Origin of the sequence: Burkholderia sp. AU32262 (assembly GCF_020419985.1) — a bacterium.
Taxonomy (GTDB): Bacteria; Pseudomonadota; Gammaproteobacteria; order Burkholderiales; family Burkholderiaceae; genus Burkholderia; species Burkholderia semiarida.
This window is the reverse complement of record NZ_JAIZRS010000002.1, coordinates 103,525-128,110: the sequence shown is the minus strand read 5'-3', so window position 1 is coordinate 128,110 and position 24,586 is coordinate 103,525. Positions and strand designations below refer to the sequence as shown.

At 69.5% G+C, this 24,586-nt stretch carries 24 protein-coding genes; 10 read left to right on the top strand and 14 right to left on the bottom strand.

The genetic code is table 11. The annotated features are described in order from the left end of the window. Position 1 precedes the first annotated feature (1 nt). The gene (locus LGN10_RS02190) at positions 2 to 1,039 is read right to left on the bottom strand and encodes a LysR family transcriptional regulator (RefSeq protein ID WP_226221505.1); all 1,038 of its coding nucleotides are present in this window, start codon (positions 1,037 to 1,039) and stop codon (positions 2 to 4) included. Beyond that, positions 1,036 to 2,010 (bottom strand): AraC family transcriptional regulator, encoded by a 975-nt coding sequence (locus tag LGN10_RS02185; RefSeq protein WP_226221498.1) that lies wholly within the window; start codon positions 2,008 to 2,010, stop codon positions 1,036 to 1,038. Before LGN10_RS02185 ends, LGN10_RS02190 begins: the two co-directional genes overlap by 4 nt. Before the next feature lie 149 nt (positions 2,011 to 2,159). On the opposite strand from LGN10_RS02185, the gene LGN10_RS02180 reads away from it, so the two are divergent. Beyond that, on the top strand, positions 2,160 to 3,266 hold the full coding sequence (locus LGN10_RS02180) for an NAD/NADP-dependent octopine/nopaline dehydrogenase family protein (RefSeq protein WP_226221496.1): 1,107 nt from the start codon (positions 2,160 to 2,162) through the stop codon (positions 3,264 to 3,266). Further along, positions 3,263 to 4,273 (top strand): 3-hydroxybutyryl-CoA dehydrogenase, encoded by a 1,011-nt coding sequence (locus LGN10_RS02175; RefSeq protein ID WP_226221495.1) that lies wholly within the window; start codon positions 3,263 to 3,265, stop codon positions 4,271 to 4,273. The genes LGN10_RS02180 and LGN10_RS02175 overlap by 4 nt, the downstream gene beginning before the upstream one ends. A gap of 119 nt (positions 4,274 to 4,392) precedes the next feature. Here the strand turns inward: LGN10_RS02175 and LGN10_RS02170 are convergent, their stop codons facing one another. From LGN10_RS02170 to LGN10_RS02135, 8 genes are all read right to left on the bottom strand, one after another. Then, positions 4,393 to 5,730 carry an MFS transporter gene (locus LGN10_RS02170; protein ID WP_226221493.1) on the bottom strand — a complete coding sequence of 446 codons (1,338 nt, stop codon included), beginning with the start codon at positions 5,728 to 5,730 and terminating at the stop codon, positions 4,393 to 4,395. A 169-nt stretch (positions 5,731 to 5,899) separates the two neighbouring features. Beyond that, positions 5,900 to 6,946, bottom strand: coding sequence for an ABC transporter substrate-binding protein (locus tag LGN10_RS02165; protein ID WP_124863837.1), 1,047 nt, complete (start codon positions 6,944 to 6,946; stop codon positions 5,900 to 5,902). Beyond that, positions 6,943 to 8,094, bottom strand: a complete 1,152-nt coding sequence (locus tag LGN10_RS02160) for an NAD(P)/FAD-dependent oxidoreductase (RefSeq protein ID WP_226221491.1) — start codon at positions 8,092 to 8,094, stop codon at positions 6,943 to 6,945. The genes LGN10_RS02165 and LGN10_RS02160 overlap by 4 nt, the downstream gene beginning before the upstream one ends. After that, positions 8,087 to 9,529, bottom strand: a complete 1,443-nt coding sequence (locus LGN10_RS02155; RefSeq protein ID WP_226221490.1) for an NAD(P)/FAD-dependent oxidoreductase — start codon at positions 9,527 to 9,529, stop codon at positions 8,087 to 8,089. Before LGN10_RS02155 ends, LGN10_RS02160 begins: the two co-directional genes overlap by 8 nt. Further along, complete coding sequence (locus tag LGN10_RS02150; protein WP_059580162.1) at positions 9,526 to 9,873, bottom strand: (2Fe-2S)-binding protein; 348 nt, start codon at positions 9,871 to 9,873, stop codon at positions 9,526 to 9,528. The genes LGN10_RS02155 and LGN10_RS02150 overlap by 4 nt, the downstream gene beginning before the upstream one ends. Continuing rightward, positions 9,873 to 10,667, bottom strand: coding sequence for an ABC transporter permease (locus tag LGN10_RS02145; protein WP_059580164.1), 795 nt, complete (start codon positions 10,665 to 10,667; stop codon positions 9,873 to 9,875). The genes LGN10_RS02150 and LGN10_RS02145 overlap by 1 nt, the downstream gene beginning before the upstream one ends. After that, entirely contained in the window at positions 10,664 to 11,662 is a 999-nt protein-coding gene (locus LGN10_RS02140) for an ABC transporter permease (RefSeq protein WP_059580167.1), read from the bottom strand. The genes LGN10_RS02145 and LGN10_RS02140 overlap by 4 nt, the downstream gene beginning before the upstream one ends. Further along, complete coding sequence (locus tag LGN10_RS02135) at positions 11,663 to 12,745, bottom strand: ABC transporter ATP-binding protein (protein ID WP_226221488.1); 1,083 nt, start codon at positions 12,743 to 12,745, stop codon at positions 11,663 to 11,665. Between the two features lie 294 nt (positions 12,746 to 13,039). On the opposite strand from LGN10_RS02135, the gene LGN10_RS02130 reads away from it, so the two are divergent. The 4 genes from LGN10_RS02130 (at position 13,040) to LGN10_RS02115 (ending at position 16,468) form a co-directional block, all read left to right on the top strand. Then, entirely contained in the window at positions 13,040 to 13,945 is a 906-nt protein-coding gene (locus tag LGN10_RS02130) for an IclR family transcriptional regulator (protein WP_226221486.1), read from the top strand. A 227-nt stretch (positions 13,946 to 14,172) separates the two neighbouring features. Continuing rightward, on the top strand, positions 14,173 to 14,919 hold the full coding sequence (locus LGN10_RS02125) for an SDR family oxidoreductase (RefSeq protein WP_226221485.1): 747 nt from the start codon (positions 14,173 to 14,175) through the stop codon (positions 14,917 to 14,919). Between the two features lie 153 nt (positions 14,920 to 15,072). Next, positions 15,073 to 15,927, top strand: coding sequence for a DJ-1/PfpI family protein (locus LGN10_RS02120; RefSeq protein WP_226221484.1), 855 nt, complete (start codon positions 15,073 to 15,075; stop codon positions 15,925 to 15,927). 67 nt (positions 15,928 to 15,994) lie between these two features. Further along, a complete protein-coding gene (locus tag LGN10_RS02115) occupies positions 15,995 to 16,468 on the top strand; it encodes a YybH family protein (RefSeq protein ID WP_226221483.1) in 474 nt (157 codons plus the stop codon). Between the two features lie 104 nt (positions 16,469 to 16,572). Here the strand turns inward: LGN10_RS02115 and LGN10_RS02110 are convergent, their stop codons facing one another. Continuing rightward, positions 16,573 to 17,520, bottom strand: coding sequence for a GlxA family transcriptional regulator (locus LGN10_RS02110; RefSeq protein WP_059580180.1), 948 nt, complete (start codon positions 17,518 to 17,520; stop codon positions 16,573 to 16,575). Positions 17,521 to 17,896: 376 nt separating this feature from the next. Between LGN10_RS02110 and LGN10_RS02105 the strand changes: the two genes are divergently transcribed. Beyond that, positions 17,897 to 18,280 carry a hypothetical protein gene (locus LGN10_RS02105; RefSeq protein WP_059580183.1) on the top strand — a complete coding sequence of 128 codons (384 nt, stop codon included), beginning with the start codon at positions 17,897 to 17,899 and terminating at the stop codon, positions 18,278 to 18,280. Between the two features lie 167 nt (positions 18,281 to 18,447). On the opposite strand, the gene LGN10_RS02100 is transcribed toward LGN10_RS02105, so the two are convergent. Continuing rightward, complete coding sequence (locus LGN10_RS02100) at positions 18,448 to 19,305, bottom strand: helix-turn-helix transcriptional regulator (protein WP_226221482.1); 858 nt, start codon at positions 19,303 to 19,305, stop codon at positions 18,448 to 18,450. A gap of 95 nt (positions 19,306 to 19,400) precedes the next feature. Between LGN10_RS02100 and LGN10_RS02095 the strand changes: the two genes are divergently transcribed. Then, positions 19,401 to 20,294: an SDR family oxidoreductase gene (locus LGN10_RS02095; protein WP_226221481.1), complete on the top strand. Its 894-nt coding sequence runs from the start codon at positions 19,401 to 19,403 to the stop codon at positions 20,292 to 20,294. Between the two features lie 80 nt (positions 20,295 to 20,374). Here LGN10_RS02095 and LGN10_RS02090 read toward each other — a convergent pair whose 3' ends face one another. Together LGN10_RS02090 and LGN10_RS02085 are read right to left on the bottom strand one after the other, a co-directional pair. Beyond that, positions 20,375 to 21,754: an FAD-containing oxidoreductase gene (locus LGN10_RS02090; protein ID WP_226221480.1), complete on the bottom strand. Its 1,380-nt coding sequence runs from the start codon at positions 21,752 to 21,754 to the stop codon at positions 20,375 to 20,377. A gap of 179 nt (positions 21,755 to 21,933) precedes the next feature. Next, on the bottom strand, positions 21,934 to 22,512 hold the full coding sequence (locus LGN10_RS02085) for a hypothetical protein (protein ID WP_226221479.1): 579 nt from the start codon (positions 22,510 to 22,512) through the stop codon (positions 21,934 to 21,936). 359 nt (positions 22,513 to 22,871) lie between these two features. Here LGN10_RS02085 and LGN10_RS02080 point away from each other — a divergent pair, with 359 nt between their 5' ends. Beyond that, entirely contained in the window at positions 22,872 to 23,510 is a 639-nt protein-coding gene (locus LGN10_RS02080) for a LysE family translocator (RefSeq protein ID WP_027805824.1), read from the top strand. A 290-nt stretch (positions 23,511 to 23,800) separates the two neighbouring features. Continuing rightward, a complete protein-coding gene (locus LGN10_RS02075) occupies positions 23,801 to 24,583 on the top strand; it encodes a DUF3348 domain-containing protein (protein ID WP_124863857.1) in 783 nt (260 codons plus the stop codon). Positions 24,584 to 24,586: the final 3 nt, after the last annotated feature.

The window sequence follows — 24,586 nt, the reverse complement described above, 5'->3', positions numbered from 1 at the left end:
GCTACGCGCAGGCGGGCGGCTGCGGCGCGAGCCATGTGTCGAACGGCGCCTGCTCGCCGATATTGAACAGTTCGAGCAGCAGCGCGCGCAGCCAGCGATGGCCGGGGTCCGCGTCGAAGCGGCGATGCCAGTACGCGTTGACGGCCCACTCGCCGGCGCCGGCGACTTCGTACAGCACGCACGGCTGGCGCGCCGCGAACGTGATCGCGATCGTCTCCGGCAGGATCAGCGCATAGTCGCCGCCTTGCAGTAATGCCGGCACCACCATGAAATCGGGCAGCGCCGCGCGCACGCGCGGCATCAGTTCGTGCCGTTCGAGCAATTGCATCGATTGTGGATGCGACGTGATCGCGACGAAGCGCAGCGCGTCGGGCGCCGCGCCGTCGAGCACGAAATCGTCGGGCAGGCCGACGCGCCGGGCGGTGCGGCGCGGCATCAGCAGCACGCAGCGCTCGTGCAGCAGCGCGGTGCGCTGGAAATGGCTCGACGCATCGGCGAAATGCCCGAGCGCGAAGTCGATTCGCCCCGATTCGAGCGCGACGTTGAGCTGGCATTCGTCGACGTGCAGCGTCTCGATCACGGCGCCCGGCGCGCGCCGGTCGAACGCGGCGAGCAGCGTCGGCAGGAACGCGCTCGCCGCGAAATCGCTCATATGCAGGCGGAACACGCGCTGCGTGCTGTCGGGCGCGAAGCGCGAGCCTTCGTCGAGCACGCCCTGCAGGATCGCGAGCGCCTTGTCGACCGAGATCGCGAGCCGTTGCGCGCGCGGGGTCGGCTCGACGCCGGTGCCGGTGCGCACGAACAGCGCGTCGCGGAACATCAGCCGCAGCTTGCCGAGCGCGTGGCTGACGGACGGCTGCGTGACGCCGAGCCGCAGCGCCGCGCGGCCGACGTTCTGCTCTTCATACACCGCGCGAAACGTCTTCAACAAGTTGAGATCGAGATCCTGCACGCGCAGGCCGTCGGGCGAGTCGCCGTCGTGCGGCGCGGCTTCGGGGCGGGCGGGGGCCGTCGCGCGGCCGGGAGTGGAGAGCGTCAACGTGTCTGCCTCGCGGTGACGGAAGGCGCGTGGCCGTAACGCCGCGCATATGCCTTCGCGAAATGGCCGAAGCCATGGATGCCGTGCGCGATCAGCACGTCGGTCACGCTGCGCGCGTCGCCGCGTTGCAGCGCCGCGTGCACGGCGGCGAGCCGGCGCTCGCGCACGTACGCGGCCGGCGTGGTGTGCAGGAACGCGCGGAACGCATGCTGCAGCGTGCGCGGCGCGACGCCCGCGACGGCCGCCAGCACGGCGAGCGCGAGCGGTTCGCCGAGGTGCGCATCGACGTGAGCGCACGCGCGCCGCACGTGCGCGGGCAGCGGTGGCGTGCCGCGCAGCAGCGCGTCGCTGTACGCGTGCGGCAGGTGCGTGAGCAGCAGCGACATCAGCCACGCGGTGAGGTCCGCGCCGACCACCGGCGACGCCGTGCCGATGCGCGGCTGCGCGCCGAGCCGGCACAGGTATTCGAAGGTCGACAGCACGAGCGCGGCGCCCGCGCCCGCGCCGCTCGTCGCGAGGTCGAATTGCAGCGGCCGCGTGAGCGGCGCGCGCAGCATGTCCTGCAGCTTGCGTTCGAGCGCGCCGCGTTCGAGCCGCAGCACGAGATTGCGGCAATCGCGGCTCGTGCGCAGGCGGCTCGCGAGCGCGGGCGACGACACGGTCAGCGCGCCGGGGCCGGCGCGCGCGACGACGCTGCCGGCCTGCAGTTCGCACGCGCCCGCGAGCGTCAGCCGGAACAGGAAGTGATCGGCGTCGTCGCCGAAATCGATGCGCGTTTCACGACCGTAGCAGAGTTCGAGCAGCGCGCCGTGATGCAGCGGCACCTCGTACAGCTCCGCATGAAACGGATCGCGGCCGGACGCGGCCATCCGATGCGGCCCGAGACGATGCGCGACCGCGCGTTCGACTTCGTCGGGCGCCTGCAGCGTGCCGAGCCGGTTCGGCGCATGACGGGAAAGGGCGATGTCCATTCCTAGACCTCGAAGCGGAGGCGGGCGTGCAGCGTCGTGCACGGCGCCGCGATTGCGTTGCGCGAACGGGCGCGTCGTTGCGCGTTTTGAAGCGACGCGGCGCAGGCGGCCGCGTAGTCTCGGACAGACTCGATCACCGGGAGAAAACGATGAAGGTATGTGTTCTGGGCGGCGGCCACGGCTGCCATGCGGCGGCCATCGACCTGCTCGAAAAAGGCCACGACGTGACGTGGTGGCGGCGCGACCGCGCGCCGCATGCGCGGCTGCGCGAGCTCGGCGTGCTGAACGTCACCGACTATCGCGGCAAGCGCACGGTGCCGCTCGGCGACGCGCCCGGCGCGATTCGCCTGACCGACGATCTCGCCGCCGCGCTGAGCGGCGCGCGGCTCGTCGTGGTGCCGCTGCCGGCCACGTCGCACGACGCGCTCGCCGCGCAGGTCGCGCCGCTGCTGGAGGACGGCCAGGTCGTGTTTCTGCCGCCCGGCACGTTCGGCAGCGCCGTGTTCGCTCGCGCGGCGGCCGACGCCGGCAATCGTGCGCGCGTCGCGTTCGCCGAAACGGGCACGCTGCCGTACCTCGTGCGCAAGCATGGCGACAACGACGTCGTGATCAGCGCGTACGCGACGCGCCTGCCGACCGGCGTGTGGCCGGCGAACGCGGCCGGCTGGGCGTTCGACGTGCTGCGTGCGGGCTATCCGTCGGTCGAGGCGGTCGAGGATGCGTTGTCCGGCGCGCTGATGAACGCGGGCCCGGTGATCCATCCGCCGCTGATCCTGATGAACGCCGGGCCGCTCGAACACTTCGACGCGTGGGACATCCACAACGAAGGCACGCAGCCGTCGATCCGCCGCGTGACGAACGCGCTCGACGCCGAACGTATCGCGGTGCGCGAAGCGCTCGGCTACCGCGCGCCGCATTTTCCGCTCGCCGATCACTATGCGACCGACGGCGACGAGTGGATGTACGGGCGTGGCGCGCACGGCAAGCTGACCGATAGCGGCGACTGGCGCGAGAAGATCGATCTGCGCACGCATCGCTACATGCTCGAGGACACCCGGCTCGGGCTGTCGTTCATCGTGTCGTGCGGGCGTTGGGCCGGCGTGCCGACGCCCGTCGCGCAGGGGCTGCTGGGCATCGCGAGCGCGGTGGCGGTGCGCGACCTGTACGCGGAAGGCCGCACGCTGGAACGGCTCGGGCTCGCGGCGCTGTCACGCGACGCGCTGCGCGTGCTGCTCGGCGCGGGGTACACGGCATGAAGGCGGCCGCGGAAGTGACGCGCATCCACGTGCTCGGCGCGGGGCGCATGGGGCAGGGCATCGCGCTCGTGTTCGCGTTCGCGGGCCTCGACGTGACGCTGATCGACTTCAAGCCGCGCGATGCGGCCGGCCGTCGCGCATTCGACGATCGCACGCGCGACGAGATCGCCCGGCCGCTGCATGCGCAGGTCGCGCTGGGCCGCATCGATGCCGCACAGGCGGATGCCGTCGTCGCGCGCATCGCGATCGTCGCGCGGGACGGCGCGGCCGACGCGGTGCGCGATGCCGATATCGTGTTCGAAGCGCTGCCCGAAGTGCTCGATGCCAAGGCGGACGCGCTGCGCTGGCTCGGCGAACACGTCGATGCGCACGCAACGATCGCGTCCACCACGTCGACGTTCGTCGTCACCGAATTGCAGCGCTACGTCGCGCACCCGGCGCGGATGCTGAACGCACACTGGCTCAATCCCGCGCTGCTGATGCCGCTCGTCGAGGTCAGCCGCAGCGATGTAACGGATCGGTCCGTCGTCGACGCGCTCGCGGCGCTGCTCGAACGCGTGGGCAAGAAGCCGGTGATCTGCGGGCCGGCGCCCGGCTATATCGTGCCGCGCATCCAGGCGCTCGCGATGAACGAGGCCGCACGGATGGTCGAGGAAGGCGTCGCAAGCGCGGAGGATATCGACACGGCCATCCGCACCGGCTTCGGCCCGCGCTTCGCGGTGCTCGGGCTGCTCGAATTCATCGACTGGGGCGGTTGCGACATCCTGTATTACGCGTCGACGTACCTGGCCGGCGAGATCGGGCCGCGCTTCGCGCCGGCCGCGAGCGTCGTGCGCAACATGGAAGCCGGCCGCGACGGCGTGCGCACGGGCGCCGGCTTCCACGACTACGCGAACGTGGATGTGCCCGCGTACATGCGCCGGCGGCTCGGCGAATTCGCGCGGCTGCTCGACCATCTTGGGCTCGCGCCGACGTTCGACAGCGCGCGGCGCGGCCGGGACGCGTAGCCTCGACGTTGCGGCTGCGTGCGCTTGCGGCGCCGCGCCAGCGCGCACGTGGCGCCGTGAACCGGTGCGCCAATCGTTTACCGGCAACGCGGGTGCGGCGGCCGGCGCTGGCCGCGCGCTCATGCCGCGTCGCCGCGCGGGCCGGCCGCCGGTACGGCACGCGTCTCGCGCATCACGCACAGCGTCGCGACGGTCACGAGGCCGAGCGCGACGAGGAACAGCGATACGGGCCACGACGCGTGATAGCGCGCGAGCAGCGCGGTCGCGATCAGCGGCGACATGCCGCCCGCGAAGATCGACGCGACTTCGTGGCCGAGCGCGACGCCCGAGTAACGCACTTCGGTGCTGAACAGCTCGCCGACGAGCGCCGGCAGCGTGCCGATCATCGCACCGTGGCTCACCGCCGTGCCGACCGTCAGCGCGAGCCACACGAGCGGCGTCACGCGCGTATCGAGCAGCCAGAAGAACGGAAACGCGCACGCGATCAGGCTCAGCGCGCCGATCAGGTACACGGGCTTGCGGCCGATCCGGTCGGACAGGCGACCCCACGCGAGCATTGCGCCCATCTCGACGATCATCGCGATCATCACGCCGGTCAGCATCGTGCCGTTCGGAATCCCGACGTACTTGCCGTAGACGAGCGAGAACGCGAGGAAGATGTACGCACCGCCGTTCTCGGCCACGCGCAGCCCCATCGCGAGCAGGATTTCCTTCGGATGGCGGCGGATGCACTCGACGATCGGCAAGTGCGTGCGCGCACCGCGCTTGCCGGCCTGCTCGAAGTCGCGGCTTTCCGGCAGATGGCGGCGGATATAGATGCCGATCGCGAAGATCGCGATGCTCGCGAGGAACGGCAGCCGCCAGCCCCACGTGCGGAACATGTCGTCCGGCAGCGCCTGCGCGGCGAGAAACGCGGCCGACGACAGCACGAAGCCGCCGCCCACGCCGAGCTGGCTCCACGCCGCGTAATAGCCGCGCTGCTCGGGCGGCGCGTTCTCGCTGATCATCAGCACGCCGCCGCCCCATTCGCCGCCGGACGCGATGCCCTGCAGCAGCCGCAGCACGACGAGCGCGGCCGGCGCCCACAGCCCAACCTGCGCGTAGGTCGGCAGCAGGCCGATCGCGAAGGTCGATGCGCCCATGATCAGCAGCGTCCACACGAGCGACGCCTTGCGTCCGTAGCGATCGCCGACGTGGCCGAACACGATTCCGCCGAGCGGCCGCGCGACGAAACCGAGCGCGAATGCCGCGAACGCGGCGAGGCTGCCGGCCAGTGGCGATGCGCCGGGCGGAAAGAACACGTGGCCGAACACGAGGGCCGCGGCCGTGCCGTAGACGAAAAAGTCATACCATTCCATCGCGTTGCCGGCGACGGAGGCGATGACGATCCGGCGTAGTTGCCGGTCAGCGAGCGGCCGGGCGGCGCTCGGGGATTGCACGGTGTCGGTCGGGTACATGGCGGACTCTGAAGGGGAGGCGGGCGCGTGCCGTCTTTTGCAGCACTGCGGGCTAGTGTTGTCGGCCCCGCCGGCCCCGGTCAAATCCGCAGAAAAAGGGGAGTGTCATCACTCCGGTTGATGATGGTCGCCGCGCGCGTTGCTGCGTGCCACGCGCGCGGCGGGGCCCTCACCGCTCGATCTGCCGATTCCACCGCGTATCCCACTGCGCACGGCGTGCGTTGATCGCGGTCCAGTCGACCACCGTCACCTTGCGCACCAGATCGTCGACGTTGCCGAGGCTTTGCTGCATCGTGGCAGGCATCTTCGCGAGACGGTTGGTCGGAATCTGCTTGCCGGCCTCGGCCGCCTTCGTCTGCGCGGGCGCGGACAGCAAAAACTGCGCGAGCTTCTGCGCGAGTTGCGGATCGGGATTGTTCGCGACCACGCACAGGTCGACGAGCAACAGCACCGGGCCTTCCTTCGGATTTGCATACGCAACGGGGATGCCCTTGTCCTGCAGGTCGCCGACGCCGGTCGGCGTCAGCGGGAACAGGCCGGCTTCGCCCGTCTGCACCATCTCCGAGATCTTCGCCGAGTTCGGGATGTATTCGACGACGTTCGGCCCGACCGTGCTCGCCCACTTGCTGAAGCCCGGCTCGACGTTCTGTTCGTTGCCGCCGAGCAGCCGGTTGATCGCGAGGAAGCCGTGCAGCCCGAACGTACTGCTCGACGCCGACTGGAACACGACCTTGCCCTTGTATTTCGGATCGGCGAAATCCATCCACGACGTCGGCGGCGCCCAGCCTTTCTCGGTGAACAGCTTCTTGTTGTACGCGATGCCGGTCATCCCGAGCTGCACGCCCGCGCCGACGTCGTCCTTCATCCGCGCGAACGGGTACAACTCCTTCAATACCGGCGAATCGTCGAGTTTCTGGCATACGCCGAGGCTCACCGCGCGCGCCATCACACCGTCGTCGAGGAACGCGACGTGGATCTGCGGCTTGTTGCGGTTCGCGAGCAGCTTCGCGAGCACGTCCGACGACGTGCCGGGCACGATCACCACCTTCACGTTGTTGGCCTTCTCGAAGTCGGGCAGCACCTGGCTCGTATAGGCCTTTTCCATCGGCCCGCCGTTCATGCCGACGTAGATCGTCTTCGTTTGCGCGCACGCGGGCGCGCCGGCGCCTGCGATACAAAGGGCGGCGGCCGCCGCGATCGTGCCGAGCAGTTTCATTTTTGGATCTCCTCTTGACGGAAAGGGGCGGTCGGCGCGGCTTGCGGGAAGAAGCGGCCGATCGAGAATGCATCGAGTGGCGTGACGGTTTCGCCGGTCGTGACGAGATCGGCGAGCACCTCGCCGACACCCGGCGCGAGCAGGAAGCCGCCGCCTGAAAAGCCGAATGCATGCAGCAGGCGCGGCGTCGTGCGGCTCGCGCCGATGATCGGGTTGTGGTCGGGCGTGCAGCCTTCGACGCCGCTCCACGTGCGGATCAGCAGCGCGTCGCGCAGCGCGGGCAGCAGCGCGCACGCGTCGCGCATCACCGCGCGCGTCGTATCGACCGACGGCTGGCCGAATTCGCCGTCGCCGCGGCCGCGGCCGCCGCCGATCACGCAGTTGCCGCGCGCGACCTGGCGCGCGTACACGCCGCCGCCGTACACGCCGAGGTTGTGCGCGATGAACGGCGGCAGCGGTTCGGTCACCCACATGTTCGGGTAGATCGGCTCCATCGGCACGGCTTCGCCGAAGCGCTCGGCGATCGTGTTCGCCCATGCGCCGGCCGAATTGATCAGCCATGTCGCCGTGTGCGCGCGGCCGCCGGCCTGCACGTGAAAGCGCGTGCCGTCGTGGTGAACCTCGTCGACCGGGGTGTGCTCGAACACGTCCGCGCCCGCCGCGCGAGCCGCGCGCGCGAACGCGGGCGACACGAGGCGCGGGTTCGCATGGCCGTCGCTCTCGCACAGCGAGCCGCCGAGCGCCGCGCGGCCGAGCCACGGGTAGCGGCGGCGGAACGCGTCGCCGCGCATCACCTGCAGCGGCAAGCCGTGTTCGCCGGCGAGCGCGGCGTACGCGTCGAGCGCGTCGAGATCGGCGTCGCTGCGCGCAAGCCGCAAGTGGCCGGACACGACGAATTCGCCGTCGATGCCGATCAGTTCGGGCAGGCGATCCCAGATACGCCGCGCGCGCAGCGCGAGCGGCAATTGCTCGGCCGGGCGGCCCTGGCAGCGCACGCCACCGTAGTTCACGCCGCTCGCCTGCGCACCGCAGTCGCGCCGCTCGAACAGCCCGACGCGCAAGCCGCGTCGCGTGAGCGCGAGTGCGGCCGACGCGCCGACGAGGCCGCCGCCGACGATCGCGACGTCGTAATGTCGACGCTCACTCATCGCGCGCCTCGTCGGGAATCGCCGCGACGTCGTCGCCCGCGAGCGCGGCCGAGATCGGGAACGGCTTCACCGGCGGTTGCGCACGCAACCGGCCGACGTCGGCGAGCGGAAGGCCGGTTTCGGCGGCCAGCACGAGCGCGGCCGCGTCGCCGCACATGCGGCCCTGGCAGCGGCCCATGCCGACGCGCGTCAGCGCTTTCAGCCGGTTCATTTCGGTCGCTGCGCCCGCGCGAATGCAGCGGCGCAGCGTGCCCGCGTCGACTTCCTCGCAGCGGCACACGATCGTGTCGTCGGGACAGCGCGCGGCTTGGTCGGCCGGCGGCGCGAATGCCGCTTCGAGGCCCACGCGGAACGAGCCGATCCGTGCGAGCGTGCGGTCGAGCGCCGCCGTGTCGGGTTTGCCGGACGGCGAGCGAGATGCGATGCCGGCATCGTCGAGCAACGCGAGCGCCGCACGTCGGCCCGACGCTTCGGCCGCGTCGGCGCCCGCGATGCCCGCGCCGTCGCCGGCGACGTAGATACCGCGCACCGACGTGCGCCCGGCCGCGTCGCGCTCCGGCAGCCATGCGCGATTGAGCGGGTCGAAGCCGAACCGGCAGCCGGCCAGATCGGCGAGCTGCGTTTCGGAACGCAGGCCGAAGCCGAGGCCGAGCGCATCGCAGTCGAGCACGCGCGGCGACGCGGTGCGCTCGTCGTCGCCGGCGGCGCGCCATGCGAGCCCCGTCACATGTCGGGCGCCGAGCACGCGCTCGAACGTGACGCCCGTTTCGATCGTGACGCCGTGCGCGCGCAGCCAGCCGATGGTGTAGAGCCCCTTCGCGAAGATCGACGGCATGCGCAGCAGCGCGGGCGCGGCGGCGGCCTGGCGGCGCAGCGGGCTCGTATCGAGCACGGCCGCGACCTGCGCGCCGGCCTTCGCGTACTGGTAAGCGACGAGGTATAGCAGCGGCCCCGTGCCCGCGAAGACGATGCGCCGGCCGATCGCGCAGCCCTGCGCCTTCAGCGCGACCTGTGCGCCGCCGAGCGTATAGACGCCCGCGAGCGTCCAGCCCGGCACGGGCAGCACGCGGTCGGTGGCGCCGCTCGCGACGATCAGGTGCGTGTACGGCACCGTCACTTCACGGCCGTCCTGCAGCGTGTCGACGCGGCCCGCGCCGCATGACCACGCCAGCGTGTTCGGCCGGTAGTCGACGTGCGGCAGCAGCGCGGCCATCGTCCGGTGCAGCGCGTCGGCCTTCGCGGCCTCGAAGCCGTACAGCGTGCGCTTGTCGCGCGCGAACGCGGCGCCGGCCGGCGGTTGACGATAAATCTGTCCGCCCCAGCGCGCGTTCTCGTCGATCACGACCGGCCGCAGTCCCGCGTCGACCAGTGCCTCGGCCGCGCGCACGCCGGCCGGCCCCGCGCCGACGATCACCGGCTGCAGCGCGGCGTTCATGCTGCGTCTCCGGCTGCGATCGGCCGGGCGATCGTGAGAATCCGCATGCCTTCGACGATCGGCGTCGAGCATGCGCGCACGCGTGCGCCGGCTTCGGTGCGCACCCAGCAGTCCTGGCACGCGCCGATCAGGCAGAAGCCCGCGCGCGGCTGCCCGCTGAATTCGCTGATGCGCACGCGACGCTGCGCGACCAGAATCGCGGTGAGCACGGTGTCGCCGGCGAGCGCCTGCGCAGGACGGCCGTCGAGCGTGAACGCGACGGACGCGCGCTCGCGTTCGGCGACGCGCACGAACTGCGCGCCGTCGTCCGCGATGTCGTTGGTACGGGAAACGGGAGTCGTCATCAATGTTGGCCGATCAGGATGCGGTTCAGGCCGTACACGCGATCGAGCAGTAGCATCGCGCCGGCGGTGATGAAGATGACGAGCGCCGACACCGACGCCATCATCGGGTCGATCGATTCGGTCGCGTACATGTACATGCGCACGGGCAGCGTGACCGTCTGCGGCGACGTGACGAAGATCGACATCGTCAGCTCGTCGAAGCTGTTGATGAACGCGAGCAGCCAGCCGCCCGTGATGCCGGGCACGATCATCGGCAGCGTGATGCGGCGGAAGGTCGTCCACGGGTCCGCGCCGAGCGAGCATGCGGCCTGCTCGATGCTGCGGTCGAGGCCCGCGACGGACGCGAGCACGAGCCGCATCACGAACGGCGTGATGACGATCATGTGCGCGAGCACGAGCCATGCGAACGAACCGGTCGCGCCGATCAGCGCGAAAAAGCGCAGCAGCGCGATGCCGAGCACGAGGCCGGGAATCACGAGCGGCGACAGCAGCAGCCCGTTCAGGAACGCGCGGCCCGGAAACGTCGCGCGGCCGATCGCGAGGCCGGCCGGCAACGCGATCGCGAGCGACAGCGTCGCCGACGCGAACGCGAGCTTCACGCTGTTGAGGAACGCGGTGACGAAGTCGGGATAGTCGAGGATCGCGCGGAACCAGCGCAGCGACACGCCGCGGGTCGGCAGCGTCAGCGTTTCGTCGGGCGTGAACGCGACGAGCACGACGATCACGAGCGGCGCGAGCACGAACAGGATCACGAGCGTGTGGAACGCCAGCGCAAAGGGGCCGTTCTTTCTCATCGGGAGGCGCCTCCGAGGCTGCGCGCGTAGCGGCGTTCGAGCACGCGGTAGTAGGTGAGCATCACGACGAGGTTCGCCGCGAGCAGCAGCACCGCGATCGTCGCGCCGAGCGGCCAGTTCAGCGAGCCGAGGAATTCGTCGTAGACGGCCGTGGCCGCGACCTTCAGGCGGCGCCCGCCGAGCAGGCCCGGAATCGCGAACGCGCTCGCCGACAGCCCGAACACCATCAGGCTGCCCGACAGCACGCCGGGCATCAGTTGCGGCACGACGATGCGGCGCAGCGTCGTGAACGGCGACGCGCCGAGCGACAGCGCGGCGTGCTCGGTCTGCGGATCGAGCCGCTGCAGCGCGGTCCACACCGGGATCACCATGAACGGCAGCATCACGTGCACCAGCGCGATCACGATCGCGAAGGTCGTGTATTCGAGCTTGTACGGCCCGAGGCCGACGAGCGCGAGCGCCTGGTTCACGAGCCCGCTCGTGTTCAGCAGCATGCTCCAGCCGAACGCGCGCACGACCACCGACACGAGCAGCGGCGCGAGGATCGCGAGCAGGAACAGCGAGCGCCACGGGTCGCGCATTTTCGACAGCACGTACGCTTCGGGCGTGCCGATCGCGACGCAGATCGCGGTGGTCAGCGCGGCAATCCCGAACGTGCGCGCGAAGATCGTGTGGAAGTACGACGAGCCGAGCACTTCCGCGTAGTTGCCGAACTGGAACGCGGCGATCGGGCCGGTGGCCGGGTCGAAGCGGTAGAACGTCAGCACGAACGTCATCGCGAGCGGCACGAGCACGAGCGCGGCGAACAGCGCGAATGCAGGTGCGCACATCAGCCACAGCGGCGCATGCGCGCGCCAGCGCGCGCGCGGTGCGCCGCCGCCGACGGCACGGGGCGTCACCGCGTCCGCCGCGGCCGTGGCGGCCACGGTCGCGCCCGATTGCGCGAGCCCGGCCGGTGCGCCTTCGGTCGAGAGCGGGCGGGAAGGCTGTCGCATTCAGGCCTCCCGGCGCATCACGCGCACCGCGTCGCTGTGCCAGTCGATGCCGACCGGCGCGCCTTCCGCGAGCGGCTCCGCGCCTTCGTTCTGGCAGCACACGAGCACCTCGCCGAGCGCGCTGTCGACGCGGTACAGCCACTGGCTGCCGAGGAAGAAGCGGCTCGTGACGGTCGCCGCGAAGCGGCCGGCCTCGGGCGCGCACAGCCGCAGCTTTTCGGGGCGGATGCAGACCGATACCGCGTCGCCCACGCGCACGTCGCGCTCGCGCGGGGGCAGATGCGCGGTGCGGCCCGTTTCGGCGAGATCGTGCCCGAGGTCGATGCGGATCGCGTCGCCGTCGTGCGCGACGACCGTGCCGGGCAGCAGGTTCGCCTTGCCGATGAATTGCGACACGAAATGATTTTCGGGGCGCTCGTATGCGCGATACGGCGTATCGGTCTGCGTGATGCGGCCGGCTTCCATCACGACCACGCGGTCGCTGATCGACAGCGCTTCCGACTGATCGTGCGTGACCATGATCGTCGTCGTGCCGATCTTGCGCTGGATCGCGCGCAGCTCGAACTGCATGTCCTCGCGCAGCTTCGCGTCGAGATTCGACATCGGTTCGTCGAGCAGCAGCACGGGCGGCTCGATCACGACCGCGCGCGCGATCGCCACGCGCTGCCGCTGGCCGCCGGACAATTCGCGCGGAAAGCGGTGCGCGAGCGCGTCGAGCCGCACGAGCGCCAGTGCCGCGCGAATGCGCTCCGCGCGCTCGGCCTTGTCGACGCCGCGCATGTCGAGGCCGAAGCCGACGTTCTCCGCGACGCTCATGTGCGGAAACAGCGCATAGCTCTGGAACACGATGCCGAGCCCGCGGCGGTTCGGCTTCAGGTGCGTGATGTCCTGCCCGTCGAGCGCGATGCGGCCGCGCGTGACGTCGACGAAGCCGGCGATCATCTGCAGCGTGGTGGTCTTGCCGCAGCCGGACGGCCCGAGCAGCGACACGAATTCGCCTTGCTCGACCGACAGGTTGACGTCCGCGACGGCGGTGAGCTCGCCGAAGGTTTTCGTCAGATCCGTAAGCGTGAGAAACGACATGGAGAGCTCCGGGTTCGCACACCGCATGGCCGGTGCGCCGATGACGCGGACTCTAGCCAGCCATATTTCGGCGCGTCAATTTCGAATTCTGCTGAACGGGATGAATTTCGGAAAAATTCCATTGACCGGAACGAATCGGAAAATCGCCTGCGAATCGTTCCGTTGGATGACGGGCGGCCGATCCGTGAAATGCCCGCGTCAATCCCGTGCACACCCGGATGCCCGCGGATTTTCGGCCGGACGACAATGGCGGCTACCGTATTCCATTCACTGAAATAGTCGAGGAGAGCCGACATGCAGGAACCTCGTTCGCGCGGAACGTCGCCGTCCGCCCGCGCGCCGCGCCCGGACGAGCACGCCGCCGATGCGGCAGATCCCGTCGATTCAGCCGGTGCGCCCGGCACCGGCATGCTGCAGCGTGCGTTCGCGATCCTGCGCGCGCTGGCCGGCATGCAGCAGGACGGCGTGCGCGTCACGCATCTGGCGAAGGCCGTCGGCCTGACGCAGGGCACCGCGCACCGCATCCTGCAATCGTTGATCGCCGAAGGGATGGTCGAACAGGACGAGCAGTCGAAGCTGTACCGGCTGAGCGTCGACTTTTTCGCGCTCGCCGCGCAGGCCGGCAACCCGAGCAGCATGCGCACGCTGTGTCGTCCCGCGCTGCTGCGGCTGTGCGCGAGCCTCGGCGAAACCATCTTCCTGCTGGTGAAGAGCGGCTTCGACGCCGTGTGTCTCGACCTGTGCGAAGGGCCGTTTCCGATCCGCTCGTTTACCGGCGATATCGGCGGGCGCATCGCGCTCGGCATCGGGCAGGGCAGCCTTGCGATCCTCGCGTTCCTGCCCGAAGCCGAGCGCGAGGAGGTGATCCGCTTCAACGTGCCGCGCATCCGCGGCTACGGCGTGCTCGACGAGGTGTATCTGCGCACCGAGATCGAACGCGTGCGGCAACTCGGCTACGCGGGTCGCAACAGCGGCGTGCTCGACGGAATGGCTGGCGTCGCGGTGCCGATCCTCGATCGCACCGGTTATCCGGTGGGTGCGCTGAGCGTCGGCACGCTCGCGTCGCGGCTCGGCGACGACCGGATGCCGATGGTCGTCGAACTGCTGCGACGCCAGGCCGACGCGATCGGCCCGCGCACCAATCCGTTCGACGCCGCGTTGCGGCGGCCGATGCACGGGCTGTCGGGGAAAACCGTCTAGCCGCGTCGCGCGTGGCCGTTTCATCGGCTTGCTCGGCCCAAGCGCCATGCCGTTCGCCGGGGCGGATCGAACGCCTCGAATGACGTTTTTCGAGGGTTATACGACCTTTGAGCCATCCGCGTCACGTTCCATACTGCACGTGAACGATCAAGCAGGAACCCGCACGCAAGCGCCATCGCGTGTCGCGTAGCCGGCCTGGTCAATCACGACACGAAAAGGAACGGAAGATGCGACTCAAAAATAAATCGGCGTTGATCACGGGCGGCACCAGCGGCATCGGTCTGGCCACCGCGAAGCTGTTCATGGCGGAAGGTGCGCGCGTCGCGGTGACGGGGCGCGACGAGGCCGCATTCGAGCGCGTGAAGGCGGAACTCGGCGAGCATGCGCTCGTGCTCAAGGGCGACGTCAGGTCGCTGGACGACATGCGCGCGATTGCCGCCGCGGCCGACGAGACGTTCGGCGGCCTCGATGTCGTGTTCGCCAACGCGGGCTGGGCGTTCCCGTCCGCCGTGAACGACATCGACGACACGCTCTACAACGACATCATGGACGTCAACGTCAAGGGTGTGGTGTTCACGCTTCAAGCAGCGCTGCCGTACCTGCGCGAAGGTTCGTCGGTGATCCTCAATACCTCGTTCGTCGATCAGACCGGCAAGCACGGCATCTCGTTGACCGCGGCGGCAAAAGCCGCCGTGCGTTCGCTGGCCCGCAGCTGGTCGTACGAATTTCTCGACCGGAAAATCCGTTTCAACGCGATCGCACCCGGCCCGATCGATACGCCGCTGCTCTCGAGGTGGGGCAAGCCCGACGAATGGGTGCGCGAGCGCAAGGCCGAATTCGCGCACGCGATTCCGGTGGGCCGCATGGGCAAGGCCGACGACATCGCGTACGCGGCGCTCTATCTCGCCAGCGACGAATCCTCGTACGTCGTCGGTACCGAGCTGGTCGTCGATGGCGGTGCGTCGCAGCTTTAAGCCCGCGCTTCGCGCTCGCCGGGCCCGGCATGTCACCCCGGCTCATCCTCATCCCGATTTCACGTCCGCCGCGCCGTTCGCCGCGGCGGTTCTTCGATCCGGCCCGGCGCGGTTGCGCGCGCTCATGGGCCGAAGTTGCAAGGAGCAATCATCTTGACCGACAGTAGCGACAACCATGCGTCCGCCGGGCCGCTCACGCGGGCAGGCCGTTCGCGCCGCGATGTCCTGAAGTTCGGCAGTGCGGCCACCCTCGGCGCCGTGCTGGGCGGCGGCGCGTTGCTCGGGCACGCCACGCCGGCGCCGGCGCCTGCGGGCAGCACGGGGCTGCTCGCGCCGAACGAGCCGCTCGAGATCCTGATCGTCAATTACGACGGCGGCACGCTGCTCGACTTCGCGGGCCCCAGCGAGGTCTTCCACCGCTTGCCGAATACGAACGTGCGCTATGCGAGCCTCGACGGCGGCAGCGTGACGCTCGAATTCGGCGTCGTGTACGGCAAGACCGAACGGCTGGCCGATATCGACCGGACCGACGTGATCCTCGTGCCCGGCGGGTCGAATTTGTCGGTGCCGATGCGGCCGGCGTATCAGGCGCAGATCCGCCGTCTGGCGGAGAGCGCCAAACACGTGACGTCGGTATGCAACGGCTCGCTCGTGCTCGCCGCGACGGGTGTGCTCGAGGGCAAGCGCAGCGCCTGCCATTGGGCGTTCGTCAACAAGCTGGCCGAATATGGTGCGATTCCCGTTCCCGATCGCTTCGTCGAAGACGACAACGGCCGCTTCATGAGCGGCGGCGGCGTGACGGCGGGCATCGACTTCGCGCTGCGCGTGGCGGCGAAGCTGCGCGGCCAGCAGGCCGCCGAATACACGCAGCTCGTGATCGAATACGATCCCGATCCGCCGTTCCACGCCGGTCATCCGAGAGAGGCGCGGCCCGAACTCGTCGCGATGGTCGACAAGAAGCTGCCCGGTGCATCAAAGGGGCTCGCACGCATTCCCGGCGTGCGCTGAAACGCTTGCCGGCACCGCGACCAGCGTTGCCGCCTCTTCAATTCAAACCCGATTCGGAAATCATTCGATGCGACGGATTCATCTTTGTACTGCTGCGCTTGCGGCGTGCGTGTCCTTTTTTGCGTTCGCGGCGCCGGCTGTCGCCGCTGGTGCGCAACGCCTGCCCGAAGCGGCCATCAAGGCCGAAAACGCGCGATGGGCGGACGCCTTTGCGCGAGGGGATTACGACGCGATCGGCCGCCTCTATACCGACGACGGCGCGCTCTTGCCGCCGGGCGGCGACAAGGTCACGGGGCGCCGTGCGATCACCGAGTACTTCACCAACGGGTATGCCGGATCGAAGCCCGGCACCGTGTCGTTCGACAACTACGAGTTCTACGGTAACGACCACGCCGTGACGGAGGTATCGGATGTGGAGGTTCGCAATCACGACGGAGTGCTGAAGGTCCGCGCGAAGCAGACGCTCGTGTTCCTGAAGCAGGGCGGCACGTGGAAGCTGCATCGCGACATGTGGAACGCTTACCCGCCGGTCAAGGATTGACGACGACTATCGACGTCCGGCGAAATGGCGCGTTGGGCACCCACGCGCCAATCACCCATTGGCGAGACGTCGACCCGGCCGCGCGCTGACCGGCAGGCGGCCGATCAGCGCGCGGCGTTCGACCTGCTCTCGCGTCGAACCGCTTGCGGCGGGTGCCCGAGCAGCTTGATGAAGGCACGGCGCATCCGTTCCGGATCGGTGAATCCCACCGCCAGCGCGATCTGTTCGATCGGTTCGCTGCCGCTCTGCAGGCGTAGCCTTGCCGCTTCTACTCGTAGACGCTCGACCGCCCTCGCGGGCGTTTCCCCGGTTTCCCGGCGAAAGGCGCGCCCGAACTGTCGCACGCTCAAGCTCGCCGCATCGGCGAGCCGTTCGACCGGCAACGCTTCGGCCAGATGTTCGCGAGCGAAATTCAGTGCGATACGGATGCGATCCGATTCCGGCTCCATCTGCGACATCGCGGAGAATTGCGACTGCCCGCCGGGCCGCCGATACGGAACGACGAGAAGCCGCGAGACCTCGCGCGCGATCTCCGCGCTCATGTCCCGTTCGATCATGCCGAGCGCGAGGTCGATGCCGGACGCGATGCCCGCCGACGTCCAGACGCGGCCGTCGACGACATAGATGCTGTCGCCGTCGACCCGTGTGCGAGGAAAGCGCGACTGCAATTGCGCGGCGTATCGCCAGTGCGTCGCCGCTCTCAATCCGTCCAGCGAACCGGTTTCCGCAAGCAGGAATGCGCCGGTACACACGCTTGCCACTCGCGACGCCCTGGTGGCCAGCTTGCTGGCCGCGACGATATTCTCCGACGTTTGCATCGGCGCGATATCGCCGCCGACGAACACGACGGTGTCGAACGCGCGCCGTCCGATCGGCTTCGTGTCGATCGAAAGGCCGGTATTGCCGGGAATCGGGCCGCCGAATGGCGAGATGACGTGAAGATCGTATGGCGTGCGGCCGGCGGCCGTGGCCACCTGATTGAAGGCCGATAGCGGCCCGCCAAGATCGAGCGCGTCGTAGCCGCGGCAGACGAAGAATCCAATTCGATGCATGACGAGGCAATGAGTCGGTAACGCCGGAATGGCGAATTTTACGGGGGAACCCTCGAATCATGTCATTTGGCTTGAAACGAGGGAAAAGCGTCCTTTACGTCTTCATCGATCGACTGTATGGGTTTGCGCCGCGCGGATGCGATGCCGACAGAAAGCAACGAACAGCGACGATAGGTGAATGCCGGTTGATCTCGCGCAGCGGGCGTCCCGATCCGGGAAAAAGCGCCGGTATTGCAGCGCAGCGAAAGACGGCGACGCCCGCCCGGTCGAGCCTCCGTCACGAACCGAAACCGCCGCCGCGGCCATCATGCGGATGCCGATGGTTGACCGCCGGCGGTCATGCTAGGATTTCCGTCAAACAACTCCGGAGACTGCGATGCCGTTCATCTGCGAAAACGTCGAATGTCGTGCCGTGCTGGCTCGCGGGCAGGTCAGGCACCATCAGGAGGGCGCGGGCTGGTGCTTCTACTGCCCCGACTGCAACACCCGAAACGAGTTGATGAATATCGGCACGGCCAGCGGTCCTGTCGAACTGGTTCAGCCGGAACGGGCGAGCCCGCCGCACAAGGTCGTCGCGACGGCACGGCCGCTGGACGACGGCCGCTACGCGGCGCAGTTGAGCGTTCAGCGAGCGCTCGCCGTGAAGGGCACGTACGCGGCCGAAGAGCACTGGGACGAGCTCGGCGTATTCGGCGACGCGCAGGAAGCCGTCGCGCATGCGAAGTCATTCGCCACGGACCTGCTGCAGCGCGCCGCGTAATCGGCATTTTTCCGTGAATGAACAAGAGGCGTCGCGCGTTCGTGCGCGACGCCTCTTTGCATTTTCCGCCTGCGTTTTTCAATCGCGGATATCGAACGCGAAGGACTGCTGCGCGATCCGTCGAACCATGCCGTCCCGAACCAGGCTCGCGAGAAGGCCATGCGTGGTCACGCAGCCGGCGCCTGTGCCGCGCGGGCCCGTTCGCGGGCCGCGACGAGTTCCCGGATCCGCTCGCGGTCGGCCGGCGTCACCGGCGTGAAGGTCACGAGGCTCAGGTCCGGACTGCCGGTGACCGAGAACGCCGAATAGTCGAGCGCGATCCGGCCGACTTCCGGATGGCGGATCTCCTTCGTGCCTTCGTCGTGCGTTCGGATATCGTGGTCGCGCCACATCGCGTCGAATTCGGCGCTGGTCGCGCGCATCTCGTCGACGAACGCCTGCACGGCCCGCGTCGCGCCGCTGCGCGCGACGTCCGCACGAAACGCGCCGACCGCGAACCGCGCGACGCGCTCCCAGTTCGGCTGCGCATCGCGCACGCGCGCATCGACGAAGATCAGCCGCAGGATGTTGCGCGCGGCGGGCGGCAGCGTCGCATAGTCGGTCAGCGTCGCGGCCGCCGCGTCGTTCCATGCGACGACGTCCCACGTCGCGGTGCGGATGATCGCGGGGCTCGCGTCGAGCGAATCGAGCACGCGTTGCAGCCGCGGCGTCACGCTGGCCGGCGCGTGATAACGCACCTCGGGCGGATGGCCGACGCCGAGCAGGAACAGATGTTCGCGTTCGGCGTCGTTGAGCATCAGCGCGCGGGCGAGCCGGTCGAGCACGTCGGCCGACGGCGCGCCGCCGCGCCCCTGTTCGAGCCACGTGTACCACGCGGCGCTCACGTGCGCGCGCTGCGCGACTTCCTCGCGCCGCAGGCCCGGCGTGCGGCGGCGCGTGGCCGGCAGCCCGAGCGCGGCCGGGTCGAGTTTCTCGCGGCGGTCCCGCAGGTACGCGCCGAGCAGGTTGTCGGGGGCGTCAGCCATATCCTGTTAGTTCGTTTACCGGTAAACCGTCACGGCTTCACCGCGAGCGGCGGTCGGCAGATAGTAAGCCTCCATTTCATCCGGAGGTGCTGAACATGCGTGTCTTTGTTACGGGAGCGTCGGGATTCGTCGGCTCGGCCGTCGTCGCCGAACTCTTGGCCGCCGGGCACTCGGTGCTCGGGCTCGCGCGGTCGGATGCAGCGGCGGCATCGGTTGCCGCGGCCGGCGCCGACGTCCATCGCGGGTCGCTCGAGGATCTCGAGAGCCTGACGCGCGGCGCCGACGCCGCCGACGCGGTGATCCACACGGGATTCAATCACGACTTCTCGCGCTTCGCGCAGAACTGCGAACTCGACCGCCGCGCGATCGAGACGATCGGCGCGGCGCTCGCCGGCTCGGCGCGGCCGCTGATCGTCACGTCGGGCCTCGCGCTCGTCGCGCCCGGCCGCGCGGCGACGGAGGACGATTCGCATGTGCCGGTGTCGGCGAATTATCCGCGTGCGTCCGAAGCGAGCGCGGTCGCGCTCGAAGCGCGCGGCGTGCATGCGTCGGTTGTCCGCCTGCCGCCGTCCGTGCACGGCGACGGCGATCACGCGTTCGTGCCGCGCCTGATTGCGTTCGCGCGGGAGAAAGGGGTGGCGGCGTACATCGGCGACGGCGCGAACCGCTGGCCGGCCGTGCACCGGCTCGACGCGGCGCGCGTGTACCGGCTCGCGATCGAGCGCGGCGCGGCCGGCGCGCGCTATCACGCGGTCGACGACATGGGCGTGCCGTTTCGCGAAATCGCGGAGGTGATCGGCCGCCGGCTGAACGTGCCGGTCGTCGCGAAGTCGGCGGAGGAAGCCGGCGAACACTTCGGCTGGTTCGCGATGTTCGCGGGGATGGATGCGCCCGCAACGAGCGAGCGCACGCGGGCGTCGCTCGGTTGGGCGCCGACGCAGCCGGGGCTGCTGGCCGACATCGACCGGCCGGCGTATTTCGAAAGCTGACGAGCGACGGGCGCCGCGCATCGTGCGCGGCTCGGGCCGTGACGAACACGCATACGTCGCGGCCACCCGCCTGCCGTGCGTCATTCGACCGGATGCAGATCCTGCAGCAGCGTCGGCACCAGCTCCGATACGGTCGGGTGGATATGCATCGCGCGGCTGATCGTCGTGTACGGCGCGCCGGCGGTCATCACGTCGAGCATCCCGTGCACGACTTCGTCGCCGGTCACGCCGAGGATCGACGCGCCGAGGATCGCGTGGCTATCCGCGTCGACGATCACCTTCATGAAGCCCTGGCTTTCGCCTTTCTCGACCGCCCGGCCGACGCGCGTCATCGGGCGCGTGCCGACCAGCAGCCGGCGGCCCGTCTGCTTCGCTTCCGCGAGCGTCATGCCGACGCGGCCGAGCGGCGGATCGATGTACATCGCGTAGGCCATGATGCGGTCGGACACCTTGCGCGGATCGTCGTCGAGCAGGTTGGCCGCGACGATCTCGTAGTCGTTGTACGCGGTGTGCGTGAACGCGCCGCGCCCGTTGCAGTCGCCGAGCGCCCAGATGCCGGGCACGTTGGTGCGCAACTGATCGTCGACGGTGATGTAGCCGCGCGCGTCGGTGACGACGCCCGCGCGGTCGAGCCCGAGATCGTCGGTGTTCGGCACGCGCCCGACCGCCAGCAGCAGGTGCGAGCCCGCCACCTCGCGGCCGCCGCCCGCGCAGTCGAGGCCGACCACGATGCCGTCGCCGTCGCGGCGCGCGCTCAGGCAATTCGCGTCGAGCTGCACGTCGATCCCTTCTTTTTCGAGGATCTCGCGCACGGCCTGCGATACGTCTTCGTCCTCGCGGCGGATCAGGCGCGGGCCTTTCTCGACGATCGTGACCTTCGAGCCGAAGCGGCGGTACATCTGGCCGAATTCGAGCCCGACGTAGCTGCCGCCGACGATCACGAGATGGTCGGGCAGGAAGTCGACGTCCATCATCGTCGAGTTGGTCAGGTACGGCACCGAGTCGAGGCCCGGCATCGCGGGCACCTGCGCGCGTCCGCCGACGTTGATGAAAATGCGTTCGGCTTCGAGCACGTCATCGCCCACGCGCACCGCGTTCGCGCGTTCGAAGCGGGCCTGACCCTGAAAGACGGTCGTGTTGTCGAGGCCGCGCACCCATTGCTCGACGCCGTGGTTCGAGCGGCCCGAGATCTGGTCCTTGCGCGCCTTCACGGCTTTCATGTCGACGGTGACGGGGCCGCCAATCGACACGCCGTATTCGCTGGCGCGTCGGGCGAGCTGCGCGGCGTATGCGCTCGCGATCAGCGTCTTGGTGGGGATGCAGCCGGTATTTACGCAGGTGCCGCCGAAGCGGCCGCGCTCGACGATCGCGACTTTCATGCCGGCGCCTGCGAGCCGCGCGGCGAGCGGCGGCCCGGCCTGGCCGGTGCCGATGACGATCGCATCGAAGTGTTGCGTCATGACGTCCTCCTGGGCGGGGACAACGGGGAAAGGGGCAGGCGCAAGCCGCATGCCGTGCCGGCGGTCGCGCGGGCGACGAGCGCCTATGGTAGACCTGTTGGCCCGGTGTCGCGAGCGTCGGGCGGGCGACGCGCCGTATTGAAAAACGGCGCCGCCGCGGGTGGCGCGGCGTGCGGCGTCTAATCCTTGCGCTGCCAGTGCCCGAACGACACCGGCCGGTGCGCGTCGGCGCGCGTGACGGTGACGTGGTCGGGCTGGTCGTCGAGCGGAAACGATTCGGTGACGATCCGGTTCGAAAACAGCCAGCCGTGCGTGCGCGGGTCGTAGCGGAACGTGATGTAGTCGGTCCAGTGCTGCCCGCACGCGACGGCGTTCTGCACCGTGAAATAGCGGCCCTTCACCGACAAGCCGTTGCCGGCCGCATCGTCGGGATCGAACGGGTCGCACTGGCCGCCTTCGTTCGCGCGCAGCACGACCTGGTCGTTGCGGGCGGCGAGCCGGTACGTGTGATCGGCCTGTTCCTCGTAGATCAGCAGCGGGCGCGGCGACGGCTGCTCGCGCGTGTCCACTGCGCGATGCACGACGACGAGAAAGCTGCGCCGCCCGTTGTCGAGATCGGGGCCGGCCTGCGCGGTCAGCGGCTGGTAGCCGGGCGGCAGTTGCGCGGCGATCGATTTCGGCAGGGTGTCGGCGCGGGCGTTGAGCGAGAGGGCGGCGAACAGCGGGAGCAACAGGGCGGAAAGGCGAAGGGCGCGCATGACGGGCGGTCCGGTCGAAAGGAGGAAAGGGAGATGAGTCGCGCGGCGCGTGACAGATCACGTCCGGACAACTCGCCGCCCGGCGCCGGATTTCCGCGCTCGTCGCTCGGGAAGGCGAGGCTGACGGTCGGGCTCGCGATGGACTCGCGAAGGATCGGATCGGCGACGGCGGCATCGTCGGGATAGCGGGCGGCGCGGATCTCGATCATGGGGCGGCGCGGGATCACGGGAAAGAGGGCCAGCATAGCAGCGCACAGCCGCTTTCGGCCATCCGCGAAGCGTGCCAGAATCGAGCGCTCGACCGTCGGAAACGACACGCAGGCGCCGGCGCAGCGGCGTCGCTGACCAAGGAGACTTCGATGACCGCATCGGCTGCCGTACTCGCCATCCTGGCTGCGCTGTTTCTCGGCGCGATGATCCCGGGCCCGAGCTTCGTGCTGGTTGCCCGCAATTCGATCGGGCTGTCGCGCCGCGACGGGCTCGCCACCGCACTCGGCATGGGCATCGGCGGCATCGTGTTCGGCGGCGTCGCGCTGGCCGGGCTCTACACGCTGCTGCAGGCCGTCGAATGGCTGTACGTGGGCCTCAAGGTCGCGGGCGGCGTGTACCTGATCTACATGGCGTCGAAGATCTGGCGCGGCGCCGACCGGCCGATCGCGATGGACGATCCGCAGGCGATGGCCGGCGGCAGCGCGCGCAAGTCGTTCTGGACCGGCCTCACGACCCAGCTCAGCAACCCGAAGACGGCGATCTGGTACGGCAGCATCTTCGCGGCGCTGCTTCCGCAGCATCCGCCGCTGTGGTGCTATCTCGTGCTGCCGCCGCTCGTGTTCGCGGTCGAATTCGGCTGGTACACGCTCGTCGCGCTGTGTTTCTCGACGCGCCGGCCGCGCGAGCTCTACCTGCGCGCGAAGAAGTGGGTCGACCGCATCGCGGCCGGCGCGATCACGCTGCTCGGGCTGCGGCTGATCCTGAATGCGCCGAAAGCGGGGATCTGAGCGCTTTCATTCCCGGACCGTATCGGCGCGCGCGGCGGCGGCCATGCACGTCGCCGTACCGGCGCGAACCGGCGAGTCGGCCGGTTCGCAAACGTATGACTTCCTCGTGGCGCGGCCGCTCGCCGGCTGCCGCCGATCCTGCTTCCCCACCCGGCACCGCCGCCCGCCCAGCCTTGCGCGACGGGCGTTCGCATGGGTTGACCGGCGCGTCGAACGGCGCCGCTTCCCCGATTCTGGCGGTCGACTGCCCGACGACGTGTAAACTGCTGCCTTTTTTGACGGTTTGCAGCATGGTGCAAGCATCTCCGCGCCCGGCGTTGAGCGGTCCGACGCTCGTCCGGCTGCTCGCGCGCCTGGCCGATGCCGACGTCGCGGAATCCCGGCAGACGCTGTCCGACCGGCTGAGCCAGTGGCTCGGCTGGACCGACGCGATCACGCTGTCGTCCGCGCTGAATGCGAGCCCGCCGGGCGTCGCGGCCGGCGTGCGCGGCTACGACGCGGAGCGCGATTGCGCGCGCGTGCGCCACGATCTCGCGCAGGCGATCACGGCCGCCAGCCGGCCGCGGGCGCGGCGCCGGCCGGGCGATCCGCCGCCGCCGGCCGCCGACACGGCCGATTTCGCGGATTTTCGTCAACGTTATCTGACCCTGCAGCAGGACATGGAAACGGCGATCGGCCAGTTGCGCGGCCGCCTGCGCGTCGCGCTCGCCGCACGCTCGTCCGGGATGGCGCGGCTCGCGACGCTCGACACGATCATGGAGCGCGTGCTCGGCGCGCGCGAGCGCAGCCTGTTGTCGGCCGTGCCCGCGCTGCTCGGCACGCGCTTCGCGCGGCTGCGTGAAGCGGAGCGGCAAGCGCTGGCTGACGCCGAATCCGCGGCCGCACTCGACGCCGCCGCCCCATCGGCGCCGGCCGATGAAGGCCCGGTGGCCGATACCCCGACCGTCGCGGCGATCGTGCCCGGCGCATGGCTCGATACGTTTCGCGACGAGATGCAAAGCATCCTGCTTGCCGAACTCGAAGTCCGGTTTCAAACGGTAGACGGGCTGCTCGCGGCCCTTCGCACCTGCTAATCA

Coding starts and splice junctions, on each gene's coding strand:
- LGN10_RS02170 (WP_226221493.1), bottom strand. CDS start 5,730: ATGTACCCGACCGACACCGTGCAATCCCCGAGCGCCGCCCGGCCGCTC.
- LGN10_RS02160 (WP_226221491.1), bottom strand. CDS start 8,094: ATGAGTGAGCGTCGACATTACGACGTCGCGATCGTCGGCGGCGGCCTC.
- LGN10_RS02105 (WP_059580183.1), top strand. CDS start 17,897: ATGCCGTTCATCTGCGAAAACGTCGAATGTCGTGCCGTGCTGGCTCGC.
- LGN10_RS02110 (WP_059580180.1), bottom strand. CDS start 17,520: ATGCATCGAATTGGATTCTTCGTCTGCCGCGGCTACGACGCGCTCGAT.
- LGN10_RS02185 (WP_226221498.1), bottom strand. CDS start 2,010: ATGGACATCGCCCTTTCCCGTCATGCGCCGAACCGGCTCGGCACGCTG.
- LGN10_RS02090 (WP_226221480.1), bottom strand. CDS start 21,754: ATGACGCAACACTTCGATGCGATCGTCATCGGCACCGGCCAGGCCGGG.
- LGN10_RS02175 (WP_226221495.1), top strand. CDS start 3,263: ATGAAGGCGGCCGCGGAAGTGACGCGCATCCACGTGCTCGGCGCGGGG.
- LGN10_RS02115 (WP_226221483.1), top strand. CDS start 15,995: ATGCGACGGATTCATCTTTGTACTGCTGCGCTTGCGGCGTGCGTGTCC.
- LGN10_RS02165 (WP_124863837.1), bottom strand. CDS start 6,946: ATGAAACTGCTCGGCACGATCGCGGCGGCCGCCGCCCTTTGTATCGCA.
- LGN10_RS02150 (WP_059580162.1), bottom strand. CDS start 9,873: ATGACGACTCCCGTTTCCCGTACCAACGACATCGCGGACGACGGCGCG.
- LGN10_RS02075 (WP_124863857.1), top strand. CDS start 23,801: ATGGTGCAAGCATCTCCGCGCCCGGCGTTGAGCGGTCCGACGCTCGTC.
- LGN10_RS02130 (WP_226221486.1), top strand. CDS start 13,040: ATGCAGGAACCTCGTTCGCGCGGAACGTCGCCGTCCGCCCGCGCGCCG.
- LGN10_RS02155 (WP_226221490.1), bottom strand. CDS start 9,529: ATGAACGCCGCGCTGCAGCCGGTGATCGTCGGCGCGGGGCCGGCCGGC.
- LGN10_RS02135 (WP_226221488.1), bottom strand. CDS start 12,745: ATGTCGTTTCTCACGCTTACGGATCTGACGAAAACCTTCGGCGAGCTC.
- LGN10_RS02180 (WP_226221496.1), top strand. CDS start 2,160: ATGAAGGTATGTGTTCTGGGCGGCGGCCACGGCTGCCATGCGGCGGCC.
- LGN10_RS02095 (WP_226221481.1), top strand. CDS start 19,401: ATGCGTGTCTTTGTTACGGGAGCGTCGGGATTCGTCGGCTCGGCCGTC.
- LGN10_RS02125 (WP_226221485.1), top strand. CDS start 14,173: ATGCGACTCAAAAATAAATCGGCGTTGATCACGGGCGGCACCAGCGGC.
- LGN10_RS02080 (WP_027805824.1), top strand. CDS start 22,872: ATGACCGCATCGGCTGCCGTACTCGCCATCCTGGCTGCGCTGTTTCTC.
- LGN10_RS02140 (WP_059580167.1), bottom strand. CDS start 11,662: ATGCGACAGCCTTCCCGCCCGCTCTCGACCGAAGGCGCACCGGCCGGG.
- LGN10_RS02100 (WP_226221482.1), bottom strand. CDS start 19,305: ATGGCTGACGCCCCCGACAACCTGCTCGGCGCGTACCTGCGGGACCGC.
- LGN10_RS02085 (WP_226221479.1), bottom strand. CDS start 22,512: ATGCGCGCCCTTCGCCTTTCCGCCCTGTTGCTCCCGCTGTTCGCCGCC.
- LGN10_RS02145 (WP_059580164.1), bottom strand. CDS start 10,667: ATGAGAAAGAACGGCCCCTTTGCGCTGGCGTTCCACACGCTCGTGATC.